Origin of the sequence: Streptomonospora sp. PA3 (genome assembly GCF_009728995.1) — a bacterium.
Lineage (GTDB): Bacteria > Actinomycetota > Actinomycetes > Streptosporangiales > Streptosporangiaceae > Streptomonospora.
The window spans coordinates 112,285-135,201 of record NZ_VTZW01000015.1; the positions used below are offsets into that span (position 1 = coordinate 112,285).

A 22,917-nucleotide genomic window follows, 5' to 3' on the forward strand; every position below is an offset into this window, starting at 1 on the left:
GCGATCTTGATCGTGCGCCTCATGGCTTGGCATCGGCGACCTGACGGATCGGGAGTGTGCCGGGCCCCGCGGTCGGCGATGAAAAGGGCGTAGACGGCGAAGCGAGAGATCGGGCCAGCCTGTGGGGGAGACGCGACACATGACCAACCGACCGAGCCTCAGCGGATTCGCCGACGCCCTCCGTGAAGACGTCATCAGCGGATTCCTCCTCATCGCCGGGGCCGCGGTCGCACTCCTGTGGGCCAACTCCGCCTGGGGGCACTCCTACGAGGCCGTCCGCACGCTCGCCTTCGGACCCGAGAGCCTGCACCTGCACCTTTCCCTGGAGGAGTGGGCCGCCGACGGGCTGCTGGCCGTCTTCTTCTTCGTCGTCGGCAACGAACTCAAGCAGGAGTTCGTCCACGGCGAGCTGCGCAATCCGCGCCGGGCCATGCTGCCCATCGTCGCCGCGATCTGCGGCATGGTCGTGCCCGCGGTGCTCTACGCACTGATCAACGTCGGCCAGGGCCCCGCACTGGCCGGCTGGGGCATCCCCATGGCCACCGACATCGCCTTCGCCGTGGCCATCCTCGCCGTGATCGGGCGCTACCTGCCGCCGGCGCTGCGCACGTTCCTGCTGACGCTGGCGATCGTCGACGATCTCGGCGCCATCGTCGTCATCGCCGTCTTCTACACCGACCACCTGGCCTTCACGCCGCTGCTGGGGGCCATCGCGCTGCTGGCCGTCTTCGGCTACCTGCAGCGCGGCCGCGGGGCGGCCGCCGCCCTCGACCGCTCCCCCGTGCCCGGCTGGGCGGTCTACATTCCGCTGGCCGTCGCCATCTGGGCGCTGATGCACGCCAGCGGCGTGCACGCCACGATCGCAGGCGTCGCCATGGGCATGCTGATGCGCACCACCGCACTGCCGGGCGAGGACGCCTCCCCCAGCCACCGCGCCGAGCACGCGGTCCGGCCGTGGTCCTCCAGCCTGGTCCTGCCGATCTTCGCGCTGATGTCGGCCGGCGTGGCCTTCACCGGGATCGACGCGATCTTCACCGACACCGCGGCCGTGGGCATCATCGTCGGCCTGGTCGTGGGCAAGCTCCTGGGGATCTTCGGCGGGGCCTGGGTCACGACCAAGATCACCAGTGCGGAGCTCAACCCCTCGCTGCGCTGGATCGACATCTGCGGCATGTCGCTGCTGGCCGGCATCGGCTTCACCGTGTCGCTGCTGATCACCGAGCTCTCGTTCTCGCAGCACCCGCACATGCTGGAGGACGCCAAGGCCGGCGTGCTCATCGCCTCCCTGCTGGCGACCGTGCTGGCCGCCTGCGTATTGGGAGTGCGCAGCGCCCAGTACCGCAGAAGGGACCCCTACCACCGGCGCCGCGCCGACTCCCCCGGCCCCGGACACCAGTAAGGCCTCCGCCCGCGCGGCCGGCACGACACGCCACCGCCGGAGCGCGTAGGCGGACACGTCGCCGACACGGTTACATGGGGGGCGGCACGGTCCTGCGGGACGCGGCCCCTTCCACCGGTACCCTCCGGCGGCGCCCCCCGCCGCACGGCGGCGACCTCACGGCGATACGTCAGGACGACGATGGAATCGAACACGCCCACGCTCGGTCCGCGCGTGCGCAGCCTCGTCTCCCGGAGGCTGCGGCGACTGCGCCGCCCGCGGCTGCCGCACGGGCTGCGCCGGGTGGTGTGGGCCAGTCCGGCACGGCTGTTCGTGGTGCTGTTCCTGGTGGTGGACTTCATCGGCACCGGCGTGCTGCTGCTGCCCGTCTCCCATGCCGACGGCGAAGAGCTCTCCTTCGTCGAGGCGCTGTTCACGTCCACGACGGCGCTGGCGGTGTGCGGTCTCAGCGTCATCGGCATCGGGTCGGAGCTGAGCGTCTTCGGCCAGGTGGTGGTGGCACTGCTGATCCAGGCGGGCGGCATCGGCATCATGACGCTGGCCTCGGTGCTGGGCGTCGTGGTGATCCACCGCTTCGGGCTGCGGATGCAGCTGGGCGTGCAGGCCGAGACCCGCAGCCTGAGCGTCGGCGACGTCGGCGGCGTCGTCGGCCGGGTGGTGCGCGCCAGCCTGGTGTGCGAGGCGGTGCTCGCGGTGATCCTCGTGCCCCGGATGTGGCTGGGCCACGGGATACCGCCGGGCGAGGCGCTCTACAGCGGGGCCTTCCACGCCGTCTCGGCATTCAACAACGCCGGGCTCTCCCTCTACGACGACAGCCTCACCCGCTTCTCCGGCGACGGCTTCATCCTGCTGCCGGTCGCGGTGGCCACCATCCTGGGGGGCCTGGGGTTCCCGGTGCTGCTGGAGCTGCGCCGCCACGTCGCCAGCCCGCGCTCCTGGACTCTGCACGCCAAGCTCACCGTGAGCACCAGCATGCTGCTGTTCGCCGCCGGCATCGCGGCGATCACGGCGATGGAGTGGACCAACCCCGCCACCCTGGGCCCGCTGAGCGTGCCGGCCAAGCTGGTCGACGGCGCGTTCCACGGCATCATGCCGCGCAGCGGCGGGTTCAACACGCTCGATGTGGGAGCGATGGACCAGTCCACCCTGCTGGTCACCATCATGCTGATGTTCGTGGGCAACGGCAGTGCCGGCACGGCCGGAGGCATCAAGGTCGCCACGCTGGCCGTCATCTTCCTGGTGGTGTGGACGGAGATCCGCGGCCACCCGCACGTGCACGTCTTCGGCCGCCGCCTGTCGCCCGCGGTCATCCGCGAGGCGCTGAGCCTGCTGTTCCTGTCGATGACGGTGGTGGTGGCCTCCACCGTCGTACTTCTGGTCAGTACGCCTTTCCAGCTGGACCAAGTGCTCTTCGAGGTAGTCTCGGCTTCCGGGGTCGTGGGCCTGTCGACGGGGATCACCGCCGACCTCCCCGCGGCCGCCCAACTACTGCTCGTGGTGCTCATGCTGGCCGGACGCATCGGACCCATCACGTTCGCCTCGGCACTGGCGCTGCGCGAGCACACGCGGCGCTACGACCTTGCGGAATCGCGGCCGATCATCGGTTGAGCCGGCCCCGCACCGCGAGCGAGGGGCGCAGACGAGGAGACGGAGAAGACAGTGCAGCGCAGCAGGCCCCACGACAAGCGAGTCCTGGTGATCGGGCTGGGGCGGTTCGGCGGCTCCCTCGCTCGGGAGCTCGTCGCCCACGGCTGGGAGGTCCTGGGCATGGACTCCAGCCCCCGGCTGGTGCAGATCCATGCCGAGGCGCTGACCCACACGGTGGTCGCCGACGCCACCGACGACGAGGCGCTGCGCCAGGTCGGAGCCCACGAGTTCACCCGCGCGGTGGTGGCCATCGGCACCCATCTGGAGGACAGCATCCTGGCCGCCTCCCTGCTGGTGGACATGGGCGTGCCGCACATCTGGGCCAAGGCCACCAGCCGCCGCCACGGGCGCATCCTCCAGCAGATCGGCGCGCACCACGTCGTGCTGCCCGAGCACGACATGGGCGAGCGCGTCGCGCACCTGGTATCGGGGCGGATGCTCGACTACGTCGAGATCGAGGAGGACTTCGCACTCGGCAAGACCCGCGCCCCCCGGGAGATGATCGGCCGCAAGCTCGGCGAGACGAAGGTGCGCACCAAGCACGGCATCACAGTGGTGTGCATCAAGCGCCACGGCGAGCAGTTCACCTATGCCACGGCCGACACGGTCCCGCAGAAGGGCGACGTGATCGTGGTGGCGGGCAAGACCGACGACGTCGAGAAGTTCGCCGAGATCGCCTGAGCCGGCCGACCGGCTGATGCGGGCGCGCGGCGCCGCCCGCGGTCCGGGGCCTGCGCGCGCCCGCGCCCCGGCGCCCGTCCTGGCACTTGCCCGGATACGGCGTCCTATGCCCCCATATGCCGGAAATTGACAATCATTTTCATTGTCCTCATGATAGGTGCATGCGAGGACGGAGCTTTGCCAAGGCGGCCGCGCTGTGCGCGGTCGGGGTACTGATGGCCGGCGGATGCGGCGGCACCCAGGAGGGCGGGACGGACCGGCTGAGCGTGGTCACCGGCGTCTACCCGCTGCAGTGGCTGGCCGAGCGGGTCGGCGGCGACCACGTCGAGGTCGAGAACCTCACGGAGCCGGGCGCCGAGCCGCACGACCTGGAGCTCACACCGCGCCAGATCGGCCGCGTCGGCCAGGCCGACGTCGCCTTCTACATCAGCGGTCTGCAGCCGGCGGTCGACGACGCGGTCGCCGCCCAGGGCGGCGACAACGCTCTCGACGTCGCCGACCTGGTCGACCTGCGCAGTGCGGAGGCCGACGCCGAGACGGCCGAGCACGGCCACGGCGAGGAGGGCCACGGCCACGAGGGCGGCGGGCACAGCGAGGAGGGCCACGGCGACGACGGCGGCGGGCACAGCGAGGGCGGCCACGGACACGGCGAACTCGACCCGCACATGTGGCTCGACCCGGTGCGCTTCGCCGAGACCGCCCAGGGCCTGGCCGACCGGCTCGCCGAGGCCGACCCCGACCACGCAGACGACTACGCCGCCAACGCCGAGTCGGCGGCCTCCCTGCTCGACGACCTCGACACCGAGTACTCCGACGGCCTCGCCGAGTGCGAGAGCCGCGAGGTGGTCGTCAACCACAGCGCTTTCGGCTACCTGGCGGCGCGCTACGACCTGCACCAGATCAGCCCCGCCGGACTCGGCTCCCACTCCGAGCCCTCGCCCGCGCGCCTGGCCGAGGTCGCCGCCACCGTGCGCGAACACGACATCGGTACCGTCTTCACCGAGCCGATGGGCGACTCCGACGCCATCACGACCATCGCCGCCGAGACCGGAGCGCAGACCGCGCTCCTCGATCCGATCGAGGGCATCACCGACCGCTCGCCCGGCGAGGACTACCCCTCCATCATGCGCGCCAACCTGGAGACCCTCACCGAGGCGCTGCACTGCTCCTAGCGCGTTGCACCGCCGGGCCCCGGTTGTCCGAGGCCCACCGCCGCGTCGCCGAATGGCCGGGTTTGCGGGCGAACCCGGCCATTCGGGCGTTCCGGGTCCGTGAAAAAGCCGCTCAGCAGGGGCGGACAGGAAGATGCACGTGCGCTATCCTGCTCAAAGTACGGTGCTAATGCACGTGCATCGGATAGTGCAGCGGGGCGTGCACCCAATCGCTCCCAGAGAACAGGAGTCTCCATGAGCGCCTACAACGGCATCGCGGCCACCGAACTCCAGGACGTCGCCTGGCAGAAGAGCCGGCGGAGCAACTCGCAGGGGGCCTGCGTCGAGATGGCGCGGCTGACCGACGGCTCCATCGCGATGCGCAACTCCCGCTTCCCCGACGGTCCCGCGCTCGTCTACACCCAGGCCGAGGTCGACGCCCTCATCCTCGGCGCCAAGGACGGCGACTTCGACAACCTGCTGAGCTGATACCCCCCTCGACGCCGGACCGAAGCCGCGCCCCCGACAGCCACTCGGCGGTCCGGCGGCACACCTGAGGAGCCCCGCGGTGCGGCGACCGTCTCGGCCGCCGCACCGCGGGGCTCCACGCGTCGGTACGGCCCTGCGCGCCCGGCCCCTTACAGGTCGTCGAGCATGTCGCGGAGGATGTCCTTGGTGTGGCTGGGCGGCTCGGCGATGACGCTAAGCCGCTCCATGGCCATGGTGTAGGCGTCGATCTCCGACCGGCGGTCCAGGCACATCGAGCCGGTGAGCTGCTCCAGGTAGATGATGTCGGAGAGCCCGAAGTCGGGGTAGCGCAGAATGGTGAACGACCCGGCCTCGGCGGCGTGCGCGCCGGCGCTGAAGGGCACGATCTGCAGCGTGATGTTGCGGCGCTCGCTGAGCTTGATCAGCCGCTCCAACTGCCCCCGCATGATGTCGCGGCCCCCGACGGGGCGGCGGACCGCGGCCTCGTCGATGATGGCCCACAACTTGCAGCCGCTGTCGCCCTCGATGTGGCGCTGGCGCCGCATGCGCACCGCCACCCGGTCCTCGGCGGTGGGGTCGGGAACGGAGCGCCCGGCCGCGATGACCGCGCGGGCGTATTCCTCGGTCTGCAGCATGCCCGGGACGAACTGCGCCTCGTAGACGCGGATGCGGGTGGCGGCCTCCTCAAGGCCGACATAGACCTGGAACCAGTTGGGCAGCGACTCGCCGTAGGCCTGCCACCAGCCCGGCTTCTTGGAGTCGCGCGCCAGCCCGACCATGGTCTGGATCTGTTCTCTGTCGGTGACCCCGTATAACTTCAGCAGATCCTCGACGTCGCGGACCTTGAATCCGACGCGTCCCAGTTCCATCCGGCTGATCTTGGATTCCGAACCGCGAATGTAGTGGCCCGCCTCGCCGCGGGTCAGCCCGCGCGCCTCGCGGAACTTGCGCAATTCGGATCCGAGCAGCATACGGCGGACTGTGGGACCGCTCCCCCGCTTCAGACGAGCTATGTCCACAGCCGCTGCCTCCCTACTCGTCGCTCCCCGCGGCCCGACCGGAGTTCAGGGGCCGCCGCGCCGCGCGGAACATCCACGCACTCCCCACGATATCGCCGATCCCGCCGCCGGCTCGATGGCCCGCAGCGGGAAACCGCAAGGATTGCACACGAGTACCCCGGGGCGCCGCCCGCCCGGCGCGCGCCCCGGGGACCGCGAAACGCACCGGATCACCCGAATCGGGCCCAGACGTGCTTTCCCGAGGGCAGCACCGGAAGAACACCCCATCCACTGCAGAAGGACGCGACGAGGTGCAGACCCCGCCCGCTCTCGAACTGGAAGTCGGGATCGCGCCGCTGGGGCATCCGGTCGCTGCGGTCGCGTACCGCGCAGACCAGCTCCGGGCCGCGCCGCAGCATGCTGACGCAGATGGGGTCCTCGGCGGCGCCGACGGCGTCGTGGCCGCGGCGCCCGTGCCGCAGGGCGTTGGTGACGAGTTCGGACACGACCAACTCGACGTCGGCGGCGCGGTCGGCCATCTCCCACTGGCCCAGCACGCCGGTGCAGATTTCGCGTGCGATCGCCGCCGCCCCGGGCTCGGCCGCCAGGCTCCAGGTCAGCGCGGTGACACGGGACGAACGCGGACTCGGCGCCTCCAGCGACCCGCTCAGCAGCGCGGAGGTCCACCACGCTCTGGGAGAGGGCGCCGAGACGGGCCCCGGACACTCCCCGTTTCCGAGTCTTCCCATTGATTCGCGGGCTGGCTGTCCGGTCACCGCGATCTCCTCGCAGTCGTCGTGTCGGGCCCCGGAGCCGGGACGGTCGCCCCGAAGCCTTCTTGCGTGCGCATGCGCATGAGCCATATGCACGTGCATTCTCCGCTTGCAGGCATCCTAGGACACCGATGGGCCACAGGTCAGAGAAAGCGGGGACTTCGACACAGTCTTTTCTCAGCAACCGAGCGGTCGTGCGGGGCGCGGCGCCGTCTTCCCTCCTCGCTCCCTCGCTCGTCAGTCCAGACGGCGCCGCGCCCCGCACACCCGCGGAAAACACACCACCGCAAAGCGCGTACCTGTGCGAACGCGTCCGCGCCCGCAGGGCGCCGCGGGCCTTCCGGGCGCGGCGCGCCGGTGCCGGTGGGGCGCCCGGCCGCCGGGCGGCGCCTCGAAACAAGCGGCGCGAACGCCGCAATGGGCCCCCGGCCCTCAGGCGGCCGGCAGCGTGCTGTGGACCCGGTCGGGGTAATCGGTGATGATCCCGTCGACGCCGTCGCGGATGAGCCTGCGGATGGCCTGGGGGTTGTTGGCGGTCCAGCCGAACATCGCCAGCCCCTGGGCGTGGACGTGGCGCACGTAGGGCGCCGAGACGCGCAGGTGGTGGGGGTTGATCAGGCGCGCGTACCGGGCGATGCGGCGCAGGCCGTAGCGGCCGTAGGTCTTGCCCAGCGCCGCCGTGTGCAGGCCGGGGACGTCTCCGGCCATGGCCCGCAGCGTCACCCAGTCGAAGCTCTGCAGGATGAGCCGCCCCTGGGCGCCGGCCGCGCGCCAGTGCGGGTCGGCGCGGAGCTCCTCGGCCAGGCGGCGGGCCATCTCGCGGTCGCGGCGCTGCACCTTCAACTCCACCAGCGCGCCCAGCCCCTGGTCGCGCAGCACCTCCAGGCACTCCTGCAGGGTGGGCACGCGCTCCCCGGCGAACTCGGCGCCGAACCACGATCCCGCGTCCAGGCGGCGGATCTCCTCCAGCGTGAAGTCGCCGACGTTCCAGCTGCGGCGCCGCGGAAACACCTCGGCCACGTCGGTGGTGCGGCGCAGCGAGGCGTCGTGCAGCACGACGAACGCGCCGTCGGCGGTCTGGCGGACGTCGATCTCGGCCATGTCGGCGCCGCGCTCGCGGGCCAGCCGCAGGGCCGCCAGCGTGTTCTCCGGCGCGTGTCCCGACGCGCCGCGGTGAGCCACGACGATCACGGCCGCCACCCCCGCCGACCGGAGCCGATCCCCGAAACCGCCGTGCCGGCCCGCAGGTCCGTTCCGGGCGCCGTGCGCGCCGGGCTGCCGGCGAGCGACATGACCACCGCCTCTTTCTCTTCGGTCCCCGTGGAGGCGCCTCCAGCCTCCCCCCTCCCGGCCAATACCGGATGGCCGAGGAGTGATCGCCCGATGGAGCGTGCCGGACGGTCGCCGGGGCGCTATGCCGTGCGGTGCGGCGCGCGGCCTCTCCAACGAGGTGACGGGCGGGCCGCGCCGGGCCGATTCACAGCGTCACCATACAGCCGAAGAGGGCGGAAAACCGGCTACGCCGGGTAGTGACCGGCAAGCCCCACCGGCGAGGTGGTGCCAGCACCCGGACCCGCGGGGGTGCCGCTGTCACCGCCTGCCCGAAGCGGGCAGGCCGTAGAAGTCGCGCGCGTTGGCACCGAAGGCGGCCGCGGCCTGCTCCGGGCTGAGCGCTTCGGCGATCAGATCCAGGTCGGCGGGCTCGAAGGGGCGCGGCGCGCGGGTGCTGGGCAGGTCGGTGCCGGCCATCAGGGCCGCGGGGTTGACCTCGGCGACGGCGCGCAGGGCGGCGGGCACGTCCAGATCGCCGCGGCCGAATCCGGTCGCCTTGACCCGGGCTCCCGATCCCACGAGCGCCAGCAGGGCCGGAAGCCCTTCCCGGGAGAGCCCGACATGGTCCACGCCGATCCGCGGCAGCGGCGCGATGCGCGGTGCCAGGGCGCGCAGGTCGCGGGAGTCGACGTAGATCTCGGTGGGCCAGTTGAGCAGTTCGGCCGCGCGCCGGCCCAGCTGCACCAGGGCGTCGAGGTCGTCGGTGCCGCCCCGGTACAGGTTCAGCCGCAGGGCGCGCACGCCCGCGGAGTGCAGGTCGCGCAGGTGGGAGTCGGAGGTGTCGGGCGGCAGCTGCGCGACGCCCACGAACGACGGCCCCAGTTCGCGCAGGGCCGCCACCAGGTGGTCCTGGCCGGGGCCGCTGAAGGAGCCCGCGACCACGGCGCCACCGGTGACCGACAGGTCGGCTACCCGGTCGAGGTAGTCGGCGACCGTGAAGGGGTCGGGGCGGTACCCGGCGTCGCCGGGCGCGGGGAAGCGGGGATCGATGATGTGGAGGTGGGCGTCGAACAACGCCGTTTCCTCGATTCGGCCGGGAGTAAGGACGTCCGCACAGGCGGGTTCGGGCTCGGCAGCACGCTGTGCGGTCCGCTCGGCCCCCGACCACGCTAGCGTCTTCGCCGCCCCGCCCGGTCAGGGACGTCGGTCCCGGGATCCGGCGGAGGCGCCGCGCCGAGGGTATGGGCGCCCCCGGATCGCAACCGGCCCCACATACCACCCGGTCGGTATGAAGCGGATAGGATCTCCTCGATGTGTCCCGGACCACCGAATCGGAGGTAGCCATGGCAGAGACCCGACGTGTCGCGATCGTCACCGGAGCCGCCCGCGGCATCGGCGCCGCTACGGCGCGCAGGCTGGCCGCTGACGGGCGCGCCGTCGCCGTCGTCGACCTGAAGGAGGGCGACGCGCAGGCCACCGTCGACCGCATCGCCGCGGACGGCGGCACCGCGATCGCCGTGGGCGCCGACGTCAGCGACTCCGACCAGGTGGCCGCCGCCGTCGCCCAGGTCGCCGAGCGGCTGGGCCCGCCGCAGATCCTGGTGAACAACGCCGGGGTGATCCGGGACAACATGCTCTTCAAGATGTCCGAGGACGACTGGGACACCGTCATGAACGTGCACCTGCGCGGCAGCTTCCTGATGTCGCGCGCCGCACAGGAGCACATGACCTCGGCGGGGTGGGGCCGCATCGTCTCCCTGTCGAGCACCTCGGCGCTGGGCAACCGGGGCCAGGCCAACTACTCCACCGCCAAGGCCGGTCTGCAGGGCTTCACCAAGACCCTCGCCATCGAACTCGGCAAGTTCGGCGTCACCGCCAACGCCGTCGCGCCCGGCTTCATCGAGACCGACATGACCCGGGCCACCGCCGAGCGCGTCGGCATGGACTTCGAGGAGTTCAAAGCCGCGGCCGCCGCCCAGATCCCGGTGCGCCGGGCCGGCCGGCCCGAGGACATCGCCGCCACGGTCTCCTTCCTGACCGGCGAGGAGGCCGGCTTCGTCTCCGGCCAGGTGATCTACGTCGCCGGCGGCCCCCGCGACTGACCCCACCCGACACCGGCTCCACCTGCCTCAACCGGAGGTTCCATGACAACGGCTCCGGCGGGAGCGTCGCTCGACGCCTCCGCACTGCGCCAGCGGGTCGCCGACTTCGTCGCCGAGCACGACCCCCAGACCACCGATCAGCACGAGTTCCTGGCGGCGCGCTTCGACGCCGGCCTGGCGTGGGTGCACTTCCCCGAGGGGGAGGGCGGCCTGGGCGCTCCGCGCGCCCTGCAGCCCGTCGTCGACGCGGAGTTCGAACGGCTGGGCTTCACCCCCGTCGGCCGCGAAGGGCTGGTCATCGGCCTGGGCATGGCCGCCCCCACCATCCTCGCCTTCGGCACGCCCGAGCAGCGCGCCCGCTACCTCAAGCCGCTCTACACCGGCGAGGAGATCTGGTGCCAGCTCTTCAGCGAGCCCGGCGCCGGCTCCGACCTGGCGGCGCTGGGCACCCGCGCGGTGCGCGACGGCGACGCCTGGACGGTCAGCGGCCAGAAGGTGTGGACCTCGCTGGCCCACCGCGCCGATTTCGCCATCCTCGTCGCCCGCACCGACCCTGATGTGCCCAAGCACAAGGGGATCACCTACTTCATCTGCGACATGTCCGCCGAAGGCGTGGACGTGCGCGCCCTGCGCCAGATCACCGGTGAGGCGGAGTTCAACGAGGTCTACCTCAACGACGTGCGCATCCCCGACTCCCAGCGGCTCGGCGCCGCGGGCGAGGGCTGGCGCGTCGCCCAGACCACGCTGATGAACGAGCGCGTCTCCATCGGCGGCCACCCCGAGCCGCGCGAGGGCGGGCTCATCGGCGTGGTCAGCGGGATCTGGCGCGAGCGCCCCGAGGTGCGCACCCCCGGGCTGCACGACGCGCTGCTGCGGCTGTGGGTGGAGGCCGAGGCCGCGCGGCTGACCAAGGAGCGGCTGCGCCAGCAGCTGGCGATCGGCCAGCCCGGCCCGGAGGGGTCGGCGGCGAAGTTCTCCTTCTCCCGGCTCAACCAGGAGATCTCGGGCCTGGAACTGGAGATGCTGGGCGGCGAGGGGCTGACCTACGACGACTGGACGTTCCGCCGCCCCGAAGGGGTCGAGTTCGCCAAGCGCTCGGCGGGATTCCACTACCTGCGCAGCAAGGGCAACTCCATCGAGGGCGGGACCTCCGAGATCCTGCGCAACATCATCGCCGAGCGGGTCCTGGGCCTGCCTTCCGAGCCCCGCGTGGACAAGGACGTGGCCTGGAAGGACCTGCCCAAGTGAGCGGCGGGGCGGCCGGCGGACCGGCGACCGCGGCGCGCGGCGCCTGGGCCGCAAGCGGACACGGCAATCAGAGCACGGCGGCGCGCCCGGCGCGCCCGGACCGGGGAGCGCGATGAGCGAGAAGCAGCTCGACCTGCTCTACAGCGAGGTCGAAGAGGAGCTGAGAGCGAGCGTCCGCTCGCTGCTGGAGGACAAGAGCCCGCCCGAGTCGGTGCTGGCGCGGGTGGAGAGCGACCAGGTCACCGACACCGCCCTGTGGAAGGAGCTGGCCGGCATCGGCGTCACCGGCCTGCCCCTGCCCGAGGAGCTGGGCGGCGCGGGCGCGAGCCTGCGCGAGAGCGCGGTGGCCGCCGAGGAGCTGGGGCGGGGCGTGGCGCCCGTGCCGTTTTTGGGCAGCGCGGTGCTGGCCACCGCGGCCCTGCTGGAGGCGGGGGCGCAGGCCGATGGTGAGTTGGGCGCGCTGGCCTCGGGAGAGTCCACCGCCGCGCTCGCCGTGCCGTTCGCGAGCGCGCCGGGTTCGGCTTTCCCCGAGGCGGTGCGCGAGCAGGACGGGCGGCTGCGGGGCACGGTGGGCGGGGTCGTCGACGCGCCGGCGGCCGACGTCCTCGTCGTGCCGGCAGTCGGCGGGCAGGGCCCGGGACTCTACGCGGTCCCGGCGGCCGAGGCGCGCGTCGCGACCGTGGTCAGCCTGGACCTGACCCGCCCGTTGGCCGACGTATCGCTGGAGGGGGCATCGGGCCGGCTGATCGCATCCGGGGCCGATGCCGAGCGGGCGCTGCGCCGCGCGCTGGTCACCGGCGCGGCGCTGCTGTCGGCCGAGCAGCTCGGTGTGGCCCAGTGGGCGCTGGACGCCACGGTCGACTACACCAGGACGCGCACCCAGTTCGGCCGCCCGATCGGGTCGTTCCAGGCGATCAAGCACCGGCTGGCCGACCTGTGGATCGCGGTCTCCCAGGCGCGTGCGGTCGTGCGCAGCGCGGCCAGCGCCGCCGCGGCCGCCGGGGAGCCGGGCGCCGGCGCCCAGGAGGCGGCCGAAGCCGAGCTCAACGCCTCACTCGCCCAGGCGTTCGTGTCGGGCGTGGCGGTCAAGGCGGCCGAGGAGGCCGTGCAGCTGCACGGCGGCATCGGCTTCACCTGGGAGCACCCGCTGCACCTGTACCTGAAGCGGGCCAAGAGCGACGCCATCGCGCTGGGCACGGCCGACCGGCACCGGCTCGCCCTGGCGGGCATGGTCGACCTGCCCGCGGCGCCGGCGTAAGGCGGCGCGGGCAGGCAGGCCCGGGCCGACCCGCGGCTCGGGCCTGCGGCCACCGGTTCGAGGACACCCCCGGCGCGACCGGAGTGCCGCACCCGCCGGGAGGATCCCCCAGGCGCTCAGGCCGCGGCCGCCGCCTTGGCGATGCGGTCGGCGGCGGTGCCGATGTCGGCGTCGGAGACGTCGAGGTGGACGACCAGGCGCAGCAGGTCCTCTCCCAGCGGCACGCAGCCCACCCCTTCGCGCGCCAGCAGGTCGGCGTAGTCGCGGGCACGGCCGGCCGGAGTGGTGACGAGGACCATGTTGGTGTGCGCCTCTGCGGCCAGCGGCGGGGTCTGGGCGATGCGCTCGGCGAGCCGGCGGGCGCGCTCGTGGTCCTCGGCGAGGCGGTCCACGTGGTTGCGCAGCGCATACAGCGCCCCCGCGGCGATGATCCCGGCCTGGCGCATGCCGCCTCCCAGCAGCTTGCGGGCCCGGCGCGCCGCGTCGATCGCCTCGGCCGGACCGGCCAGCGCCGAGCCGACCGGGGCGCCCAGCCCTTTGGAGAAGCACACCGACACCGTGTCGGCGGCCTCGGCGATGCGCGCCGGCGCCTCCCCCAGGGCCACGGCCGCGTTCCACAGCCGGGCGCCGTCCAGATGCAGTCCCATGCCGCGGCCGCGGGCGAAGGCGGCCACCCGGTCCTGCTCCTCGGGCGGGACGACACGCCCGGTGAAGGTGTTCTCCAGGCAGACCAGGCTCGGCCGGGCGCGGTGGACGTCGTCGGTGCCGCGCGCCCACTCCTCGAGCAGGTCCGCGTCGGGAACGCCGGTCGCGGAGTCGAAGGTGCGGGGCAGGACCCGCGCGAGCACCGACGTCCCGCCCTGCTCGTTGGCCACCACGTGGCTGCGGCGGTGCGCCCAGACCTCCTCGCCCGAGCGGGTCGCGACATAGACGGCGATCTGGTTGGACATGTGGCCCGAGGGCACGTACAGCGCCGCCTCCTTGCCGAGAAGCGCCGCGGTCTCCTCCTCCAGCTCCCGGACGGTGGGGTCCTCGCCGAACACGTCGTCGCCCACCTCGGCGTCGGCCATCGCCCGCCGCATTCCTGCGGTGGGTCGGGTGACGGTGTCCGAGCGAAGATCGATCATGCGGGGGTGCTCCGTTCTGCCCGATAACTGCCGTTGAGACCGGTTCCCTACTCTAGGCACCGTTCCCCGCGGGGACGTGCCCGGCCGCCGGGGACCCGCCGCTTCACTCCAGGGCGCGGGCGATGGCCTCGACGGCCAGTGCGGCGGCGCTCTCGACGGTCTCCACGCCTGCGCCGTAGCCGGGCTGCCGGTCGGAGAGGACCGCGATCAGGTACTCGCGATCGCCGCGCAGGATGCGGCCGGTGCTGTGGACGACCCACCGCCCGCCGCCGCCCGCCGCCGGCGCCCACCCGTTCTTCACCTCCGCCGAGTCCGCCGGTTCGGCGGCGGCGCTGATGCCCCACGCCTGCTCCGGCGCCACCGCGGCCATCAGCGAGCGCACGTACGTCCGGCCGCGCTCGCTGAGCGGGCTGGCCGGGGTGAAGACCGCACGCAGCAGCCGGAGCCGGTCGGCGGCGGTGGTCGTGCCCAGCCCCCAGGCGCCGCCCGTGTCGGGGCGGGTGCCGGTGAGGCCGAGCCGCCGGGTGGCGGCGGTGAACCCGGGGGTGAAGCCGTTGTGCTCATAGGCGGTGTCGGCGGCGTCGTTGTCGCTGTAGCGGATCATCTCCGCGGCGAGGGCGGCCTCGCGGTCGGTGAGGAAGCGGTCCTGCTCCTCGGCGCGCAGGAGCATGTGCACGACCAGGTCCAGCTTGACGACACTGGCCGTGCGGAACACGGTGCCGGCGCTGTATCCGAAGGCGGCGCCGGTGCGCAGCTCCTGCACCGCCAGCGCCAGGCGCCCCGGGCGGCCGGCGAGGTGGTCGTCGAGCAGGCCGGTGATGCGGGCCCGGTCCGCGGGCCCCAGCGCGGCGGCCGTCTCGATCGCGGCCTCCACCGCGGGGGCGGCTCGAACGGTGCCTGCGGCCCGGGAGTGGACCGGCGCCGGCCACACCGCGGACAGGGCCGCTCCCAGGAGCGCGGAGACGACCACAGCGGCGAGGAAGGCCAGGCGCGCCGGTTGCTCGGCGGGCCGCCCCGCCGCGCCGGCGCCGCTCGTGCGTAACCGCGGCGGGCGCCACACATAGCCGGACCCGGGGCCGGTCGGCCGCCGTCGCATCGCTCGTTCCTCCACCGTCACCGCCGCGGCTCGCGTCCTGGAGCGCCCGCGGCGACGCCGTCTGCCGCGGCGAGGACCGCTCAGGCCGCCTGGGATGGCCCGAATATGCCATTCGCGGCGCTTGTGCGCTAGGCGGTTGATTCGGATGGGACCGGAACGCGCCCTCCGGGAGACCCCGTGCGGCTCCGGGAGGTTTCCGGCGATTCGCAGGCCGGTGTGTTCGGATCGCGTGCATCCGTGCGTCCATGCGGAGGCGCTTCGCGGCCGCTCCCGCGCACGCCCCGGACCGGCTCAGTCGATTCCGCGGGCTGTGAGTGCCTCGCCCAGGGCGTCGGCGGAGCGCAGCATGCCCACGATGACCGGGACCACCATCGCATCGGGGCGGCCGCGCAGGCCGCGGGCGATGTAGGCCTCGCGCGAGGCCCGCCACGCGGAGGCGACCAGCGGGATGCAGCGGATCGTCAGCGCCAGCACCAGTGCCACCCGGCGCGGATTCGCGCCGAAGCGCGCCAGCGGGCGCGCGAGGCGCTCGAACAGGTCGAGCATCTCGCTGACGCGGGTCGAGGCCGTCACCAGGGCGGCCAGCAGTGCCGCCGCCGCCAGCTGCCCGCTCACCCGCGCCGCGGCCTGCCAGTCCCCGGCCAGCCACTGGAACAGGGCGATGGCCGCCAGGAAGGGCGCCAGCGCCCGCAGCGTGCGCAGCGCCGTACGCACGCCCAGCCCGCACAGCGGGTGCAGCAGCGCCGCGGCCGCCGCCGACGCCGGAGCGACCGCGGTGTCGGCGGCGGCCACCAAGGCGCACACGGCCACCAGGAGCGCGAGCAGCTTGGCCCCGGCGGGCAACCGGTGCAGCACCGCCCGGCGGGAGCGCGCCGGAACGTAGAGGGCGGCCATGGTCATGGCCGGTAACCGCCTCCCGACCTGCGCGGCCCGGATCCGGCGCCCCCGTCGGGCCGCGCGGCGCCCGCATCGACGCCCATGAGTGCGGTGTAGTGGGCGACCGCATCGGCCGGTGCCCCGTCGAACACCACCCGCCCGTCGTCCATGACCAGGACCCGGTCGAACCCGGAGACGGTATCCAGATGGTGGGTGGCCAGGACGACCTGCTGGGGCAGTTCGCGCAGCGCTTGGGCCACCACCGCCGTGTTGCGCAGGTCCAGCAGTGTGGTCGGTTCGTCGCACACCAGCACCTCGGGCTCGGTGACCAGCACCGACGCCAGTGCGAGCATCTGGCGTTGGCCCCCGGAGAGCAGGTGGGCCGGGTGGTCGCGGTGGCCGGCCAAGCCGTGGCGCTCCAGAACGGCCTCCACCCGCGCCCGCTGCTCGGCGGCGCCCAGCCCGCTGCGGCGCAGGCCGATGGCGACGTCCTCGGCCACCGTGGGCATGACGATCTGGGCGGAGGCGTCGGAGAAGACGAACCCCACCCGCCGCCGGATCTCGCGGGCGTGGCGGCGGGTGTCCAGGCCGTCCACGAGCACGCGGCCGGAGTCGGGCAGCACCAGGCCGTTGAGGGTGCGCGCCAGGGTCGACTTGCCCGAGCCGTTGGCGCCGATGAGCCCGATGCGGTGCTCGCTCAGCTCCAGGTCGACGTCGCGCAGCACCGGCCGCCCGTCGTAGGCGTGGGAGACCCGCTCCAGCCGCAGCGTCATGCCGACCGGTCCTGACCGCCGCCGCCTCCGGCGTCCTCGGCGCCGCCGGAGGCGCCCGAGGCTCCCGATGCGCCGGAGGATTCGGCGCCCACCGCAGCGACCGGCCGTCCGGCGGGCGGGACCGGGTAGGCCCGGTGCACCGCCGCGGCGATCCCCGCGGCCAGTGCGGCCTTGGCCAGGTCCCCGGGCAGAAACACCCCGGCGCCGATGATGCCCGCCAGCAGCTCGTCGCCGAGCGCGACCGCGCTCCACGGCACGCCGATCAGGTAGACCGCGCCGATCCCGCCCAGGATGTTGGCCCCCAGGCCGGGCCAGAACCGGTAGCGGGGCAGCATGAGCTGCACGAGCAGCCCGATGACCAGGGCGCCGACCACCCAGCCGAGCATGTAGCCGCCGGTCGGTCCGACGAACGGCGCCGGCCCGCCGCGCCCGCCCGGCAGCAGCGGCAGCCCGGCCACGACCAGGGCCAGGAACGTCAGCACCGCCAGCGTCCCGCGCTTGGCGCCGAGCAGGCTGGGGGCGAGCATGACGCCGAGCGTCTGCAGCGTGATCGGCACCGGGCCGACCGGAATCGAGAAGGGCATGCTGAGCACGGCCAGCAGCGCCGCGAACACGCCGATCAGGGCGATGTCGCGCGCGGTCAGCCCACGATGGCGAACCCGGTTGTTCGGGCCTTCGGGCATGGGGGTCCGATCCTTTCCGTGCGGGTCATGGCGGCAGCGCCACCCCCATTGTCCCGGATGCCGGAAAAAGCGGGACGCCGCGCGCCTCCAAGCCGCAGCCCGCCGATCTTGTACCTGCGGACACTTGTGATCGCGCACAGTGACCGCAGGTACAAGATCGGCGGCTCCGGGGCCGCGGGCGGGCCGCGGCCCGTCCGTCAGGCCGGCAGGACGCAGGCGGGGTCGCCGACCGCAAGGCGATGGCCGGTGTCGGCCGGAATCCCGTCGGCGTCCAGGCGCAGGGACGACAGTTGGGCCGACCGCTGGTTGGCGACGACCAGGTGGCCGTCGGTCAGCGCGAAGTGGCGGGGCCACGCGCCGCCGCAGGGGGTCTCGGCGATGCGGTGCAGCGCCGCGCCGCCGTCTGCGATCTCGAAGGTCGCGATGGTGTCGGCCCTGCGGTTGGAGACGTAGACCCGCTCGCCGTCCGGCGACAGCGCGATCTCGCCGGGGTGGTTGGAGCCCTCGAAACCGGTGGCGTCGACGGCCGAGACGGGCACCGCCCGGGCCCGGTCGGCGTCCCAAGCCAGCACGTGCACCCGGGAGTCGAGTTCGCCGGCGACGTAGACGTGCCCGCCGGGGTGGACGGCCAGGTGCCGCGGCCCGGCCCCCGGCGCCAGGCGCGCCGCGACCGACGGCGGGCCCACCGGCTCCTCGGCACCGGCGTCGAAGGCGTGGCAGCGCAGTTCGTCGGTGCCCAGATCGGCCACCAGCAGGTGGCCGCCGCCCGGAGCGATCGCCGCCGAATGGGCGTGCGGCCCCTCCTGGCGCGCGGGGTCGGGTCCGCCCCCGGAGTGCTCCAGCACCGCGACCGCCTCGCGGGGCGCGCCCGACTCCGCGAGCGGGTGGACGCCGACCCTGCCGTCCGCGTAGTTGGCGGTGATGACGTGGCGGCCCGCGGGGTGGACCAGGACATGGCAGGGCGAGGCGCCGCCGGTGGGCGCGCCGCCGAGCCCGGCGAGCTCGGGCGGGCCGCCGCCGTCGCTCGGGCGCACGGCGAATCCCGCGACCGCGCCCTGCTCGCCTTCGCTGACCGCATACAGCACGCCGGTGTCGGGGTGCGCCGCCAGGAAGGACGGGCTGGTCGCCTTCGCCGCGGCCTCTCCGCCGGTGAGCGCGCCGGTGCCGGGGTCCAGCCAGGCGCGGTGGATCCCGGACCCGGCGGCCTCCGGGTCGGAGTCGGGGGTGTAGGTCCCGATCCACAGCAGGCGGGGTGCGGTCATGGGTGCCCTTCCTTTGCTCGCGGGTGCGGTACGGGGCGGCGATCGTCCGCCGGCGCCGGCGCGGGCCCCGGGGCCGGTTCAGCCTCTGGCCGCCTCGATCGCCTTGAGGATCCGCTTCTCCGAGACCGGGTAGGCGGCGCCGATCTCCTGGGCGAACAGGCTGACCCGGAACTCCTCCAGCATCCAGCCGATCTCGCGCACGTCGGCCTCCTGGGCGCGGCCGGGCGGGAGCTCGCCGAGCAGCTTGTCGCGGGCCTGGCGCATCTGCTCGACCTTGGACATGTTCACCTGGTCGCGGCGGGGATTCTCGGGCAGCTTGGCCAGCCGGTACTCCACGGCCCGCAGGTAGCGGTGCAGGTCGGGCAGGCGAGCAAGCCCCGCCTCGGTGACGAAGCCGGCGCGGACGAGCCCGGCGATCTGGCCCTGGATGTCGTTCAGCGAGGGCAGCACCGCCAGGCTGGTGGTGCCCTTGAGCTTGCGGCCGAGCCCGTGTGCGGCCTGCAGCACCCGCGCGGCGCCGGCGACCGCCTCCTCGAAGGTGTCGGCGAGTTCGGCGCGCACGTGCTCGCGCAACCGGCCGAAGGCGTCGGGGTCCCACTCGCCGCCGGACGAGGTGAGCGCGTCGAGTCCGCCACGGGCGGCCATGAGCGCGTCGGCCGCGCACTCCAGGCAGTCCTGGAAGAACGCGGGGACGCTGCCGTGCGGGTTGTGGCCCAGCGCGAGCTTGGTGCGGTTGTCGAGGCTGCGCTGGATGACGGCGACCGGCGAGGGCACCTGCAGCAGCAGGAGCCGCCGGGCGCCGCGCCACATCGCCTGGCGCTGCTCGGCCGCGGTGTCGAAGAGCCGCACCGCCACGGTGTCGCCCTCGTCGACGAGCGCGGGGTAGCCCTTCACGGTCGGCCCGGCCGACTTGCGCTCGAAAACCTGCGGGAGCGGCCCGAAGTCCCATTCGGTCCGCCCGGTGCGCTCGATGCCGCGCGCCTCGGCGGAGATGGCCTTCTGCAGCCGCGGCTTGAGCCGGGCCCGCAGCGCGGCGAGGTCCTTCTCCTCGGCCAGGGTGTGCTGCTTGTCGTCGACCGCGCGGAAGGTGATCCGCAGGTGGTCGGGCACCCGATCCCAGTCGAAGTCGCCGGGCGAGACCCGCTCGCCGCTCATGGCGCCCAGTTCGCGGCTGAGGGCCTGGGTCAGCGGCTCGGTGTAGGGGGTCAGGCGGCCGAGCACGGCGCGGGCGGTGTCGGGCACCGGAACGAAGTTGCGCCGCAGGGGCTTGGGCAGCGAGCGGATCAGCGCGGTGACCAGCTCTTCGCGCAGGCCCGGGATCTGCCAGTCGAAGCCGTCCTCACCGACCTGGTTGAGCACGGTCAGCGGGATGGTGGCGGTGACGCCGTCGGCGTCGGCCCCCGGCTCGAACTGGTAGCTGAGCGCGAAGGCGAGCTCGCCCTGGCGCCATCGGTCGGGATAGTCCTCCTCGCTGACCCGGGCGGTGCCCTCGTTGATCAGCATGGACCTCTCGAAGTCGAGCAGGTCGGGCTGCTTTCGCCGGACCCGCTTCCACCAGGTGTCGAAGTGGGCGGCGGAGACGGCTTCGGCACCCACCCGCTGGTCGTAGAACTGGAAGAGGGTCTCGTCGTCGACGAGGATGTCGCGCCTGCGGGCGCGGTGCTCCAGGTCCTCGACCTCCTCCAGCAGCCGCCGGTTCTCGTGGAAGAAGCGGTGCCGGGTGTTCCAGTCGCCCTCGACGAGGGCGTGGCGGATGAACAGCTCGCGGGAGACCTCGGGGTCGATGGCACCGTAGGCGACCTTGCGCTGGGCCACCAGCGGCACCCCGTAGAGGGTGACGCGCTCGTAGGCCATGACGGCGCCGCGGTTCTTCTCCCAGTGCGGTTCGCTGTAGCTGCGCTTGACGAGGTGGGAGCCGAGGCGCTCGGCCCACTCGGGTTCGATGCGGGCGACCATGCGCGCCCACAGCCGCGAGGTCTCGACCAGCTCTGCGGCCATGACGTAGCGCGGCTGCTTCTTGAACAGCGAGGAGCCGGGGAAGATCGCGAAGCGGGCGCCGCGGCCGCCCAGGTACTCGTGCTTCTCGGGGTCCTTGAGCCCGACGTGGGACAGCAGCCCCGACAGCAGCGAGATGTGGATCTCCCGCGGCTGGGGGCTGCTGGTGTTCAGTGTGGCGCCCATGGTCTTGACGACCTGCTTGAGCTGGCTGTAGATGTCCTGCCACTCGCGAACCCGCAGGTAGTTCAGGAACTCGTCGCGGCACATGCGGCGGAACCGGTTGCCCGACAGCGCCCGCTGCTGGTCCTGCAGGTAGTTCCACAGGTTCAGATACGCCAGGAAGTCCGATTCCTTGTCGGCGAAGCGGGCGTGCTGCTCGTCGGCGGCCTGCTGCTTGTCGGCGGGGCGCTCGCGCGGGTCCTGGATCGACAGCGCCGCCGCGATGATCATGACCTCGCGCAGGCACCCGTTGTCCTCGGCCTCCAGCACCATGCGCCCCAGGCGCGGGTCCACGGGCAGCTGGGCGAGGCGGCGGCCGATGGCGGTGAGGCTCTTGCCGGGGTCGGGCTCGCCGGGGTCCAGCGCGCCCAGCTCCTGCAGCAGCTGCACGCCGTCCTTGATCTGGCGGCGGTCGGGGCCCTCGACGAACGGGAACGCGGCGACGTCGCCCAGGCCCAGCGCGGCCATCTGCAGGATGACCGAGGCGAGGTTGGTGCGCAGGATCTCGGGGTCGGTGAACTCCGGGCGGGAGAGGAAGTCCTCCTCGGAGTAGAGCCGGATGCAGATGCCCTCGGCCACGCGGCCGCACCGGCCCTTGCGCTGGTTGGCCGAGGCCTGCGAGACCGGTTCGATCGGCAGCCGCTGCACCTTGGTGCGGTGGCTGTAGCGGGAGATGCGGGCGGTTCCGGGGTCGATGACGTAGCGGATGCCCGGCACCGTCAGCGAGGTCTCGGCGACGTTGGTGGCCAGCACGATGCGGCGCCCGCTGTGCGGGGCGAAGACGCGGTGCTGCTCGGCGGCGGAGAGGCGGGCATAGAGCGGCAGGACCTCGGTGCCGCTCAGCTTGCGCTTGGTGAGCACGTCGGCGGTGTCGCGGATCTCGCGCTCGCCGCTGAGGAACACCAGGATGTCGCCGGGCCCCTCGGCGCACAGCTCGTCGACCGCGGCGCAGATCGCCTGGGTCTGGTCCTCCTGCTCGGACTCCTCCTCGTCCATGGGGCGGTAGCGGACCTCGACCGGGTAGGTCCGCCCGGATACCTCCACGATCGGGGCGTCGCCGAAGTGGCGGGAGAAGCGCTCGGGGTCGATGGTGGCCGAGGTGATGATCACCTTGAGCTCGGGGCGGCGCGGCAGCAGCTGCTTGATGTAGCCCAGCAGGAAGTCGATGTTCAGGCTGCGCTCATGCGCCTCGTCGATGATCAGGGTGTCGTAGCGGCGCAGCATGCGGTCCTGCTGGATCTCGGCCAGCAGGATGCCGTCGGTCATGAGCTTGACGAGGGTGTCGTCGCCGGAGCGGTCGGTGAAGCGGACCTTGTAGCCCACGGCCTCGCCGAGGGGGGTGTCGAGCTCCTCGGCGATGCGCTCGGCCACCGTGCGCGCGGCCAGCCGGCGCGGCTGGGTGTGGCCGATGGCGCCGTGCACGCCCCGGCCCAGCTCCATGCAGATCTTGGGCAGTTGGGTGGTCTTGCCCGAACCGGTCTCGCCGGCGACGATGACGACCTGGTTGTCGCGGATGGCCGCGGCGATGTCGTCCTTGCGGGCACTGACCGGCAGGGGCTCGGGATAGCTGATGCGGGGGACGGCGGCGGCGCGGCTCTCGACGCGGGCCTGGGCGGCGTCGATCTCGGCGGCGATCTCGGCCGTGACGCCGGCGCGCTTGGAGTCGGTGCGGATCTTCTGCAGTCCGTCGATACGGCGGCGCAGCCGGTGCCGGTCGGCCAGCATCAGCGAGGAGAGGCGCCGACGGAGTTCGCGGGGATCGGCGTCGGAGCGGGAACGGGAGTCGGAGGGGGCCGCGGGCGACGTTTTCATACCGGTCCCAGGATATGCGGCAGCGCCAAGCCCGCCCGTCACCCGCCACCACC

Annotated in this window: 19 protein-coding genes; 8 read left to right on the forward strand and 11 right to left on the reverse strand. The window is 73.2% G+C overall.

The window, feature by feature from the left end:
* Window positions 1–139: 139 nt before the first annotated feature.
* From nhaA to FZ103_RS15500, 5 genes are all read left to right on the forward strand, one after another.
* Window positions 140–1,399, forward strand: a complete 1,260-nt coding sequence (gene nhaA / locus FZ103_RS15480; protein WP_156002081.1) for a Na+/H+ antiporter NhaA — start codon at window positions 140–142, stop codon at window positions 1,397–1,399.
* A 180-nt stretch (window positions 1,400–1,579) separates the two neighbouring features.
* On the forward strand, window positions 1,580–3,007 hold the full coding sequence (locus tag FZ103_RS15485) for a TrkH family potassium uptake protein (protein WP_156002084.1): 1,428 nt from the start codon (window positions 1,580–1,582) through the stop codon (window positions 3,005–3,007).
* Window positions 3,008–3,058: 51 nt separating this feature from the next.
* Entirely contained in the window at window positions 3,059–3,727 is a 669-nt protein-coding gene (locus FZ103_RS15490; protein ID WP_186356364.1) for a TrkA family potassium uptake protein, read from the forward strand.
* 161 nt (window positions 3,728–3,888) lie between these two features.
* Window positions 3,889–4,899, forward strand: a complete 1,011-nt coding sequence (locus FZ103_RS15495; protein ID WP_156002087.1) for a metal ABC transporter substrate-binding protein — start codon at window positions 3,889–3,891, stop codon at window positions 4,897–4,899.
* Window positions 4,900–5,133: 234 nt separating this feature from the next.
* Complete coding sequence (locus FZ103_RS15500; protein WP_156002090.1) at window positions 5,134–5,367, forward strand: DUF397 domain-containing protein; 234 nt, start codon at window positions 5,134–5,136, stop codon at window positions 5,365–5,367.
* 149 nt (window positions 5,368–5,516) lie between these two features.
* Here FZ103_RS15500 and FZ103_RS15505 read toward each other — a convergent pair whose 3' ends face one another.
* The 4 genes from FZ103_RS15505 to FZ103_RS15520 all read right to left on the reverse strand — a co-directional run bounded on the left by FZ103_RS15505 (window position 5,517) and on the right by FZ103_RS15520 (window position 9,484).
* Entirely contained in the window at window positions 5,517–6,338 is an 822-nt protein-coding gene (locus tag FZ103_RS15505; RefSeq protein WP_156002094.1) for a helix-turn-helix transcriptional regulator, read from the reverse strand.
* A 257-nt stretch (window positions 6,339–6,595) separates the two neighbouring features.
* Window positions 6,596–7,141, reverse strand: a complete 546-nt coding sequence (locus FZ103_RS15510) for an ATP-binding protein (protein ID WP_343233551.1) — start codon at window positions 7,139–7,141, stop codon at window positions 6,596–6,598.
* Window positions 7,142–7,570: 429 nt separating this feature from the next.
* Window positions 7,571–8,329: a glycerophosphodiester phosphodiesterase family protein gene (locus FZ103_RS15515; RefSeq protein ID WP_186356365.1), complete on the reverse strand. Its 759-nt coding sequence runs from the start codon at window positions 8,327–8,329 to the stop codon at window positions 7,571–7,573.
* Window positions 8,330–8,728: 399 nt separating this feature from the next.
* Window positions 8,729–9,484, reverse strand: coding sequence for an amidohydrolase family protein (locus tag FZ103_RS15520; RefSeq protein ID WP_156002100.1), 756 nt, complete (start codon window positions 9,482–9,484; stop codon window positions 8,729–8,731).
* Between the two features lie 269 nt (window positions 9,485–9,753).
* Between FZ103_RS15520 and fabG the strand changes: the two genes are divergently transcribed.
* From fabG to FZ103_RS15535, 3 genes are all read left to right on the forward strand, one after another.
* Entirely contained in the window at window positions 9,754–10,512 is a 759-nt protein-coding gene (gene fabG, locus FZ103_RS15525; protein ID WP_156002103.1) for a 3-oxoacyl-ACP reductase FabG, read from the forward strand.
* A 42-nt stretch (window positions 10,513–10,554) separates the two neighbouring features.
* Window positions 10,555–11,760, forward strand: a complete 1,206-nt coding sequence (locus FZ103_RS15530; protein ID WP_156002106.1) for an acyl-CoA dehydrogenase family protein — start codon at window positions 10,555–10,557, stop codon at window positions 11,758–11,760.
* 112 nt (window positions 11,761–11,872) lie between these two features.
* A complete protein-coding gene (locus tag FZ103_RS15535; RefSeq protein ID WP_156002109.1) occupies window positions 11,873–13,018 on the forward strand; it encodes an acyl-CoA dehydrogenase family protein in 1,146 nt (381 codons plus the stop codon).
* 116 nt (window positions 13,019–13,134) lie between these two features.
* Here the strand turns inward: FZ103_RS15535 and FZ103_RS15540 are convergent, their stop codons facing one another.
* The 7 genes from FZ103_RS15540 to hrpA all read right to left on the reverse strand — a co-directional run bounded on the left by FZ103_RS15540 (window position 13,135) and on the right by hrpA (window position 22,864).
* Window positions 13,135–14,145 (reverse strand): low specificity L-threonine aldolase, encoded by a 1,011-nt coding sequence (locus FZ103_RS15540; protein ID WP_156002113.1) that lies wholly within the window; start codon window positions 14,143–14,145, stop codon window positions 13,135–13,137.
* 103 nt (window positions 14,146–14,248) lie between these two features.
* Window positions 14,249–15,241 carry a serine hydrolase gene (locus tag FZ103_RS15545; protein ID WP_156002116.1) on the reverse strand — a complete coding sequence of 331 codons (993 nt, stop codon included), beginning with the start codon at window positions 15,239–15,241 and terminating at the stop codon, window positions 14,249–14,251.
* Between the two features lie 291 nt (window positions 15,242–15,532).
* The gene (locus FZ103_RS15550; RefSeq protein WP_156002119.1) at window positions 15,533–16,141 is read right to left on the reverse strand and encodes an energy-coupling factor transporter transmembrane component T; all 609 of its coding nucleotides are present in this window, start codon (window positions 16,139–16,141) and stop codon (window positions 15,533–15,535) included.
* The gene (locus FZ103_RS15555; RefSeq protein ID WP_156002121.1) at window positions 16,138–16,890 is read right to left on the reverse strand and encodes an energy-coupling factor ABC transporter ATP-binding protein; all 753 of its coding nucleotides are present in this window, start codon (window positions 16,888–16,890) and stop codon (window positions 16,138–16,140) included. Before FZ103_RS15555 ends, FZ103_RS15550 begins: the two co-directional genes overlap by 4 nt.
* Entirely contained in the window at window positions 16,887–17,573 is a 687-nt protein-coding gene (locus FZ103_RS15560) for a biotin transporter BioY (protein WP_186356366.1), read from the reverse strand. The genes FZ103_RS15555 and FZ103_RS15560 overlap by 4 nt, the downstream gene beginning before the upstream one ends.
* Window positions 17,574–17,770: 197 nt before the next feature.
* Window positions 17,771–18,835, reverse strand: coding sequence for a lactonase family protein (locus FZ103_RS15565; protein ID WP_156002124.1), 1,065 nt, complete (start codon window positions 18,833–18,835; stop codon window positions 17,771–17,773).
* Between the two features lie 78 nt (window positions 18,836–18,913).
* Window positions 18,914–22,864 (reverse strand): ATP-dependent RNA helicase HrpA, encoded by a 3,951-nt coding sequence (gene hrpA, locus FZ103_RS15570; RefSeq protein ID WP_156002127.1) that lies wholly within the window; start codon window positions 22,862–22,864, stop codon window positions 18,914–18,916.
* Window positions 22,865–22,917: the final 53 nt, after the last annotated feature.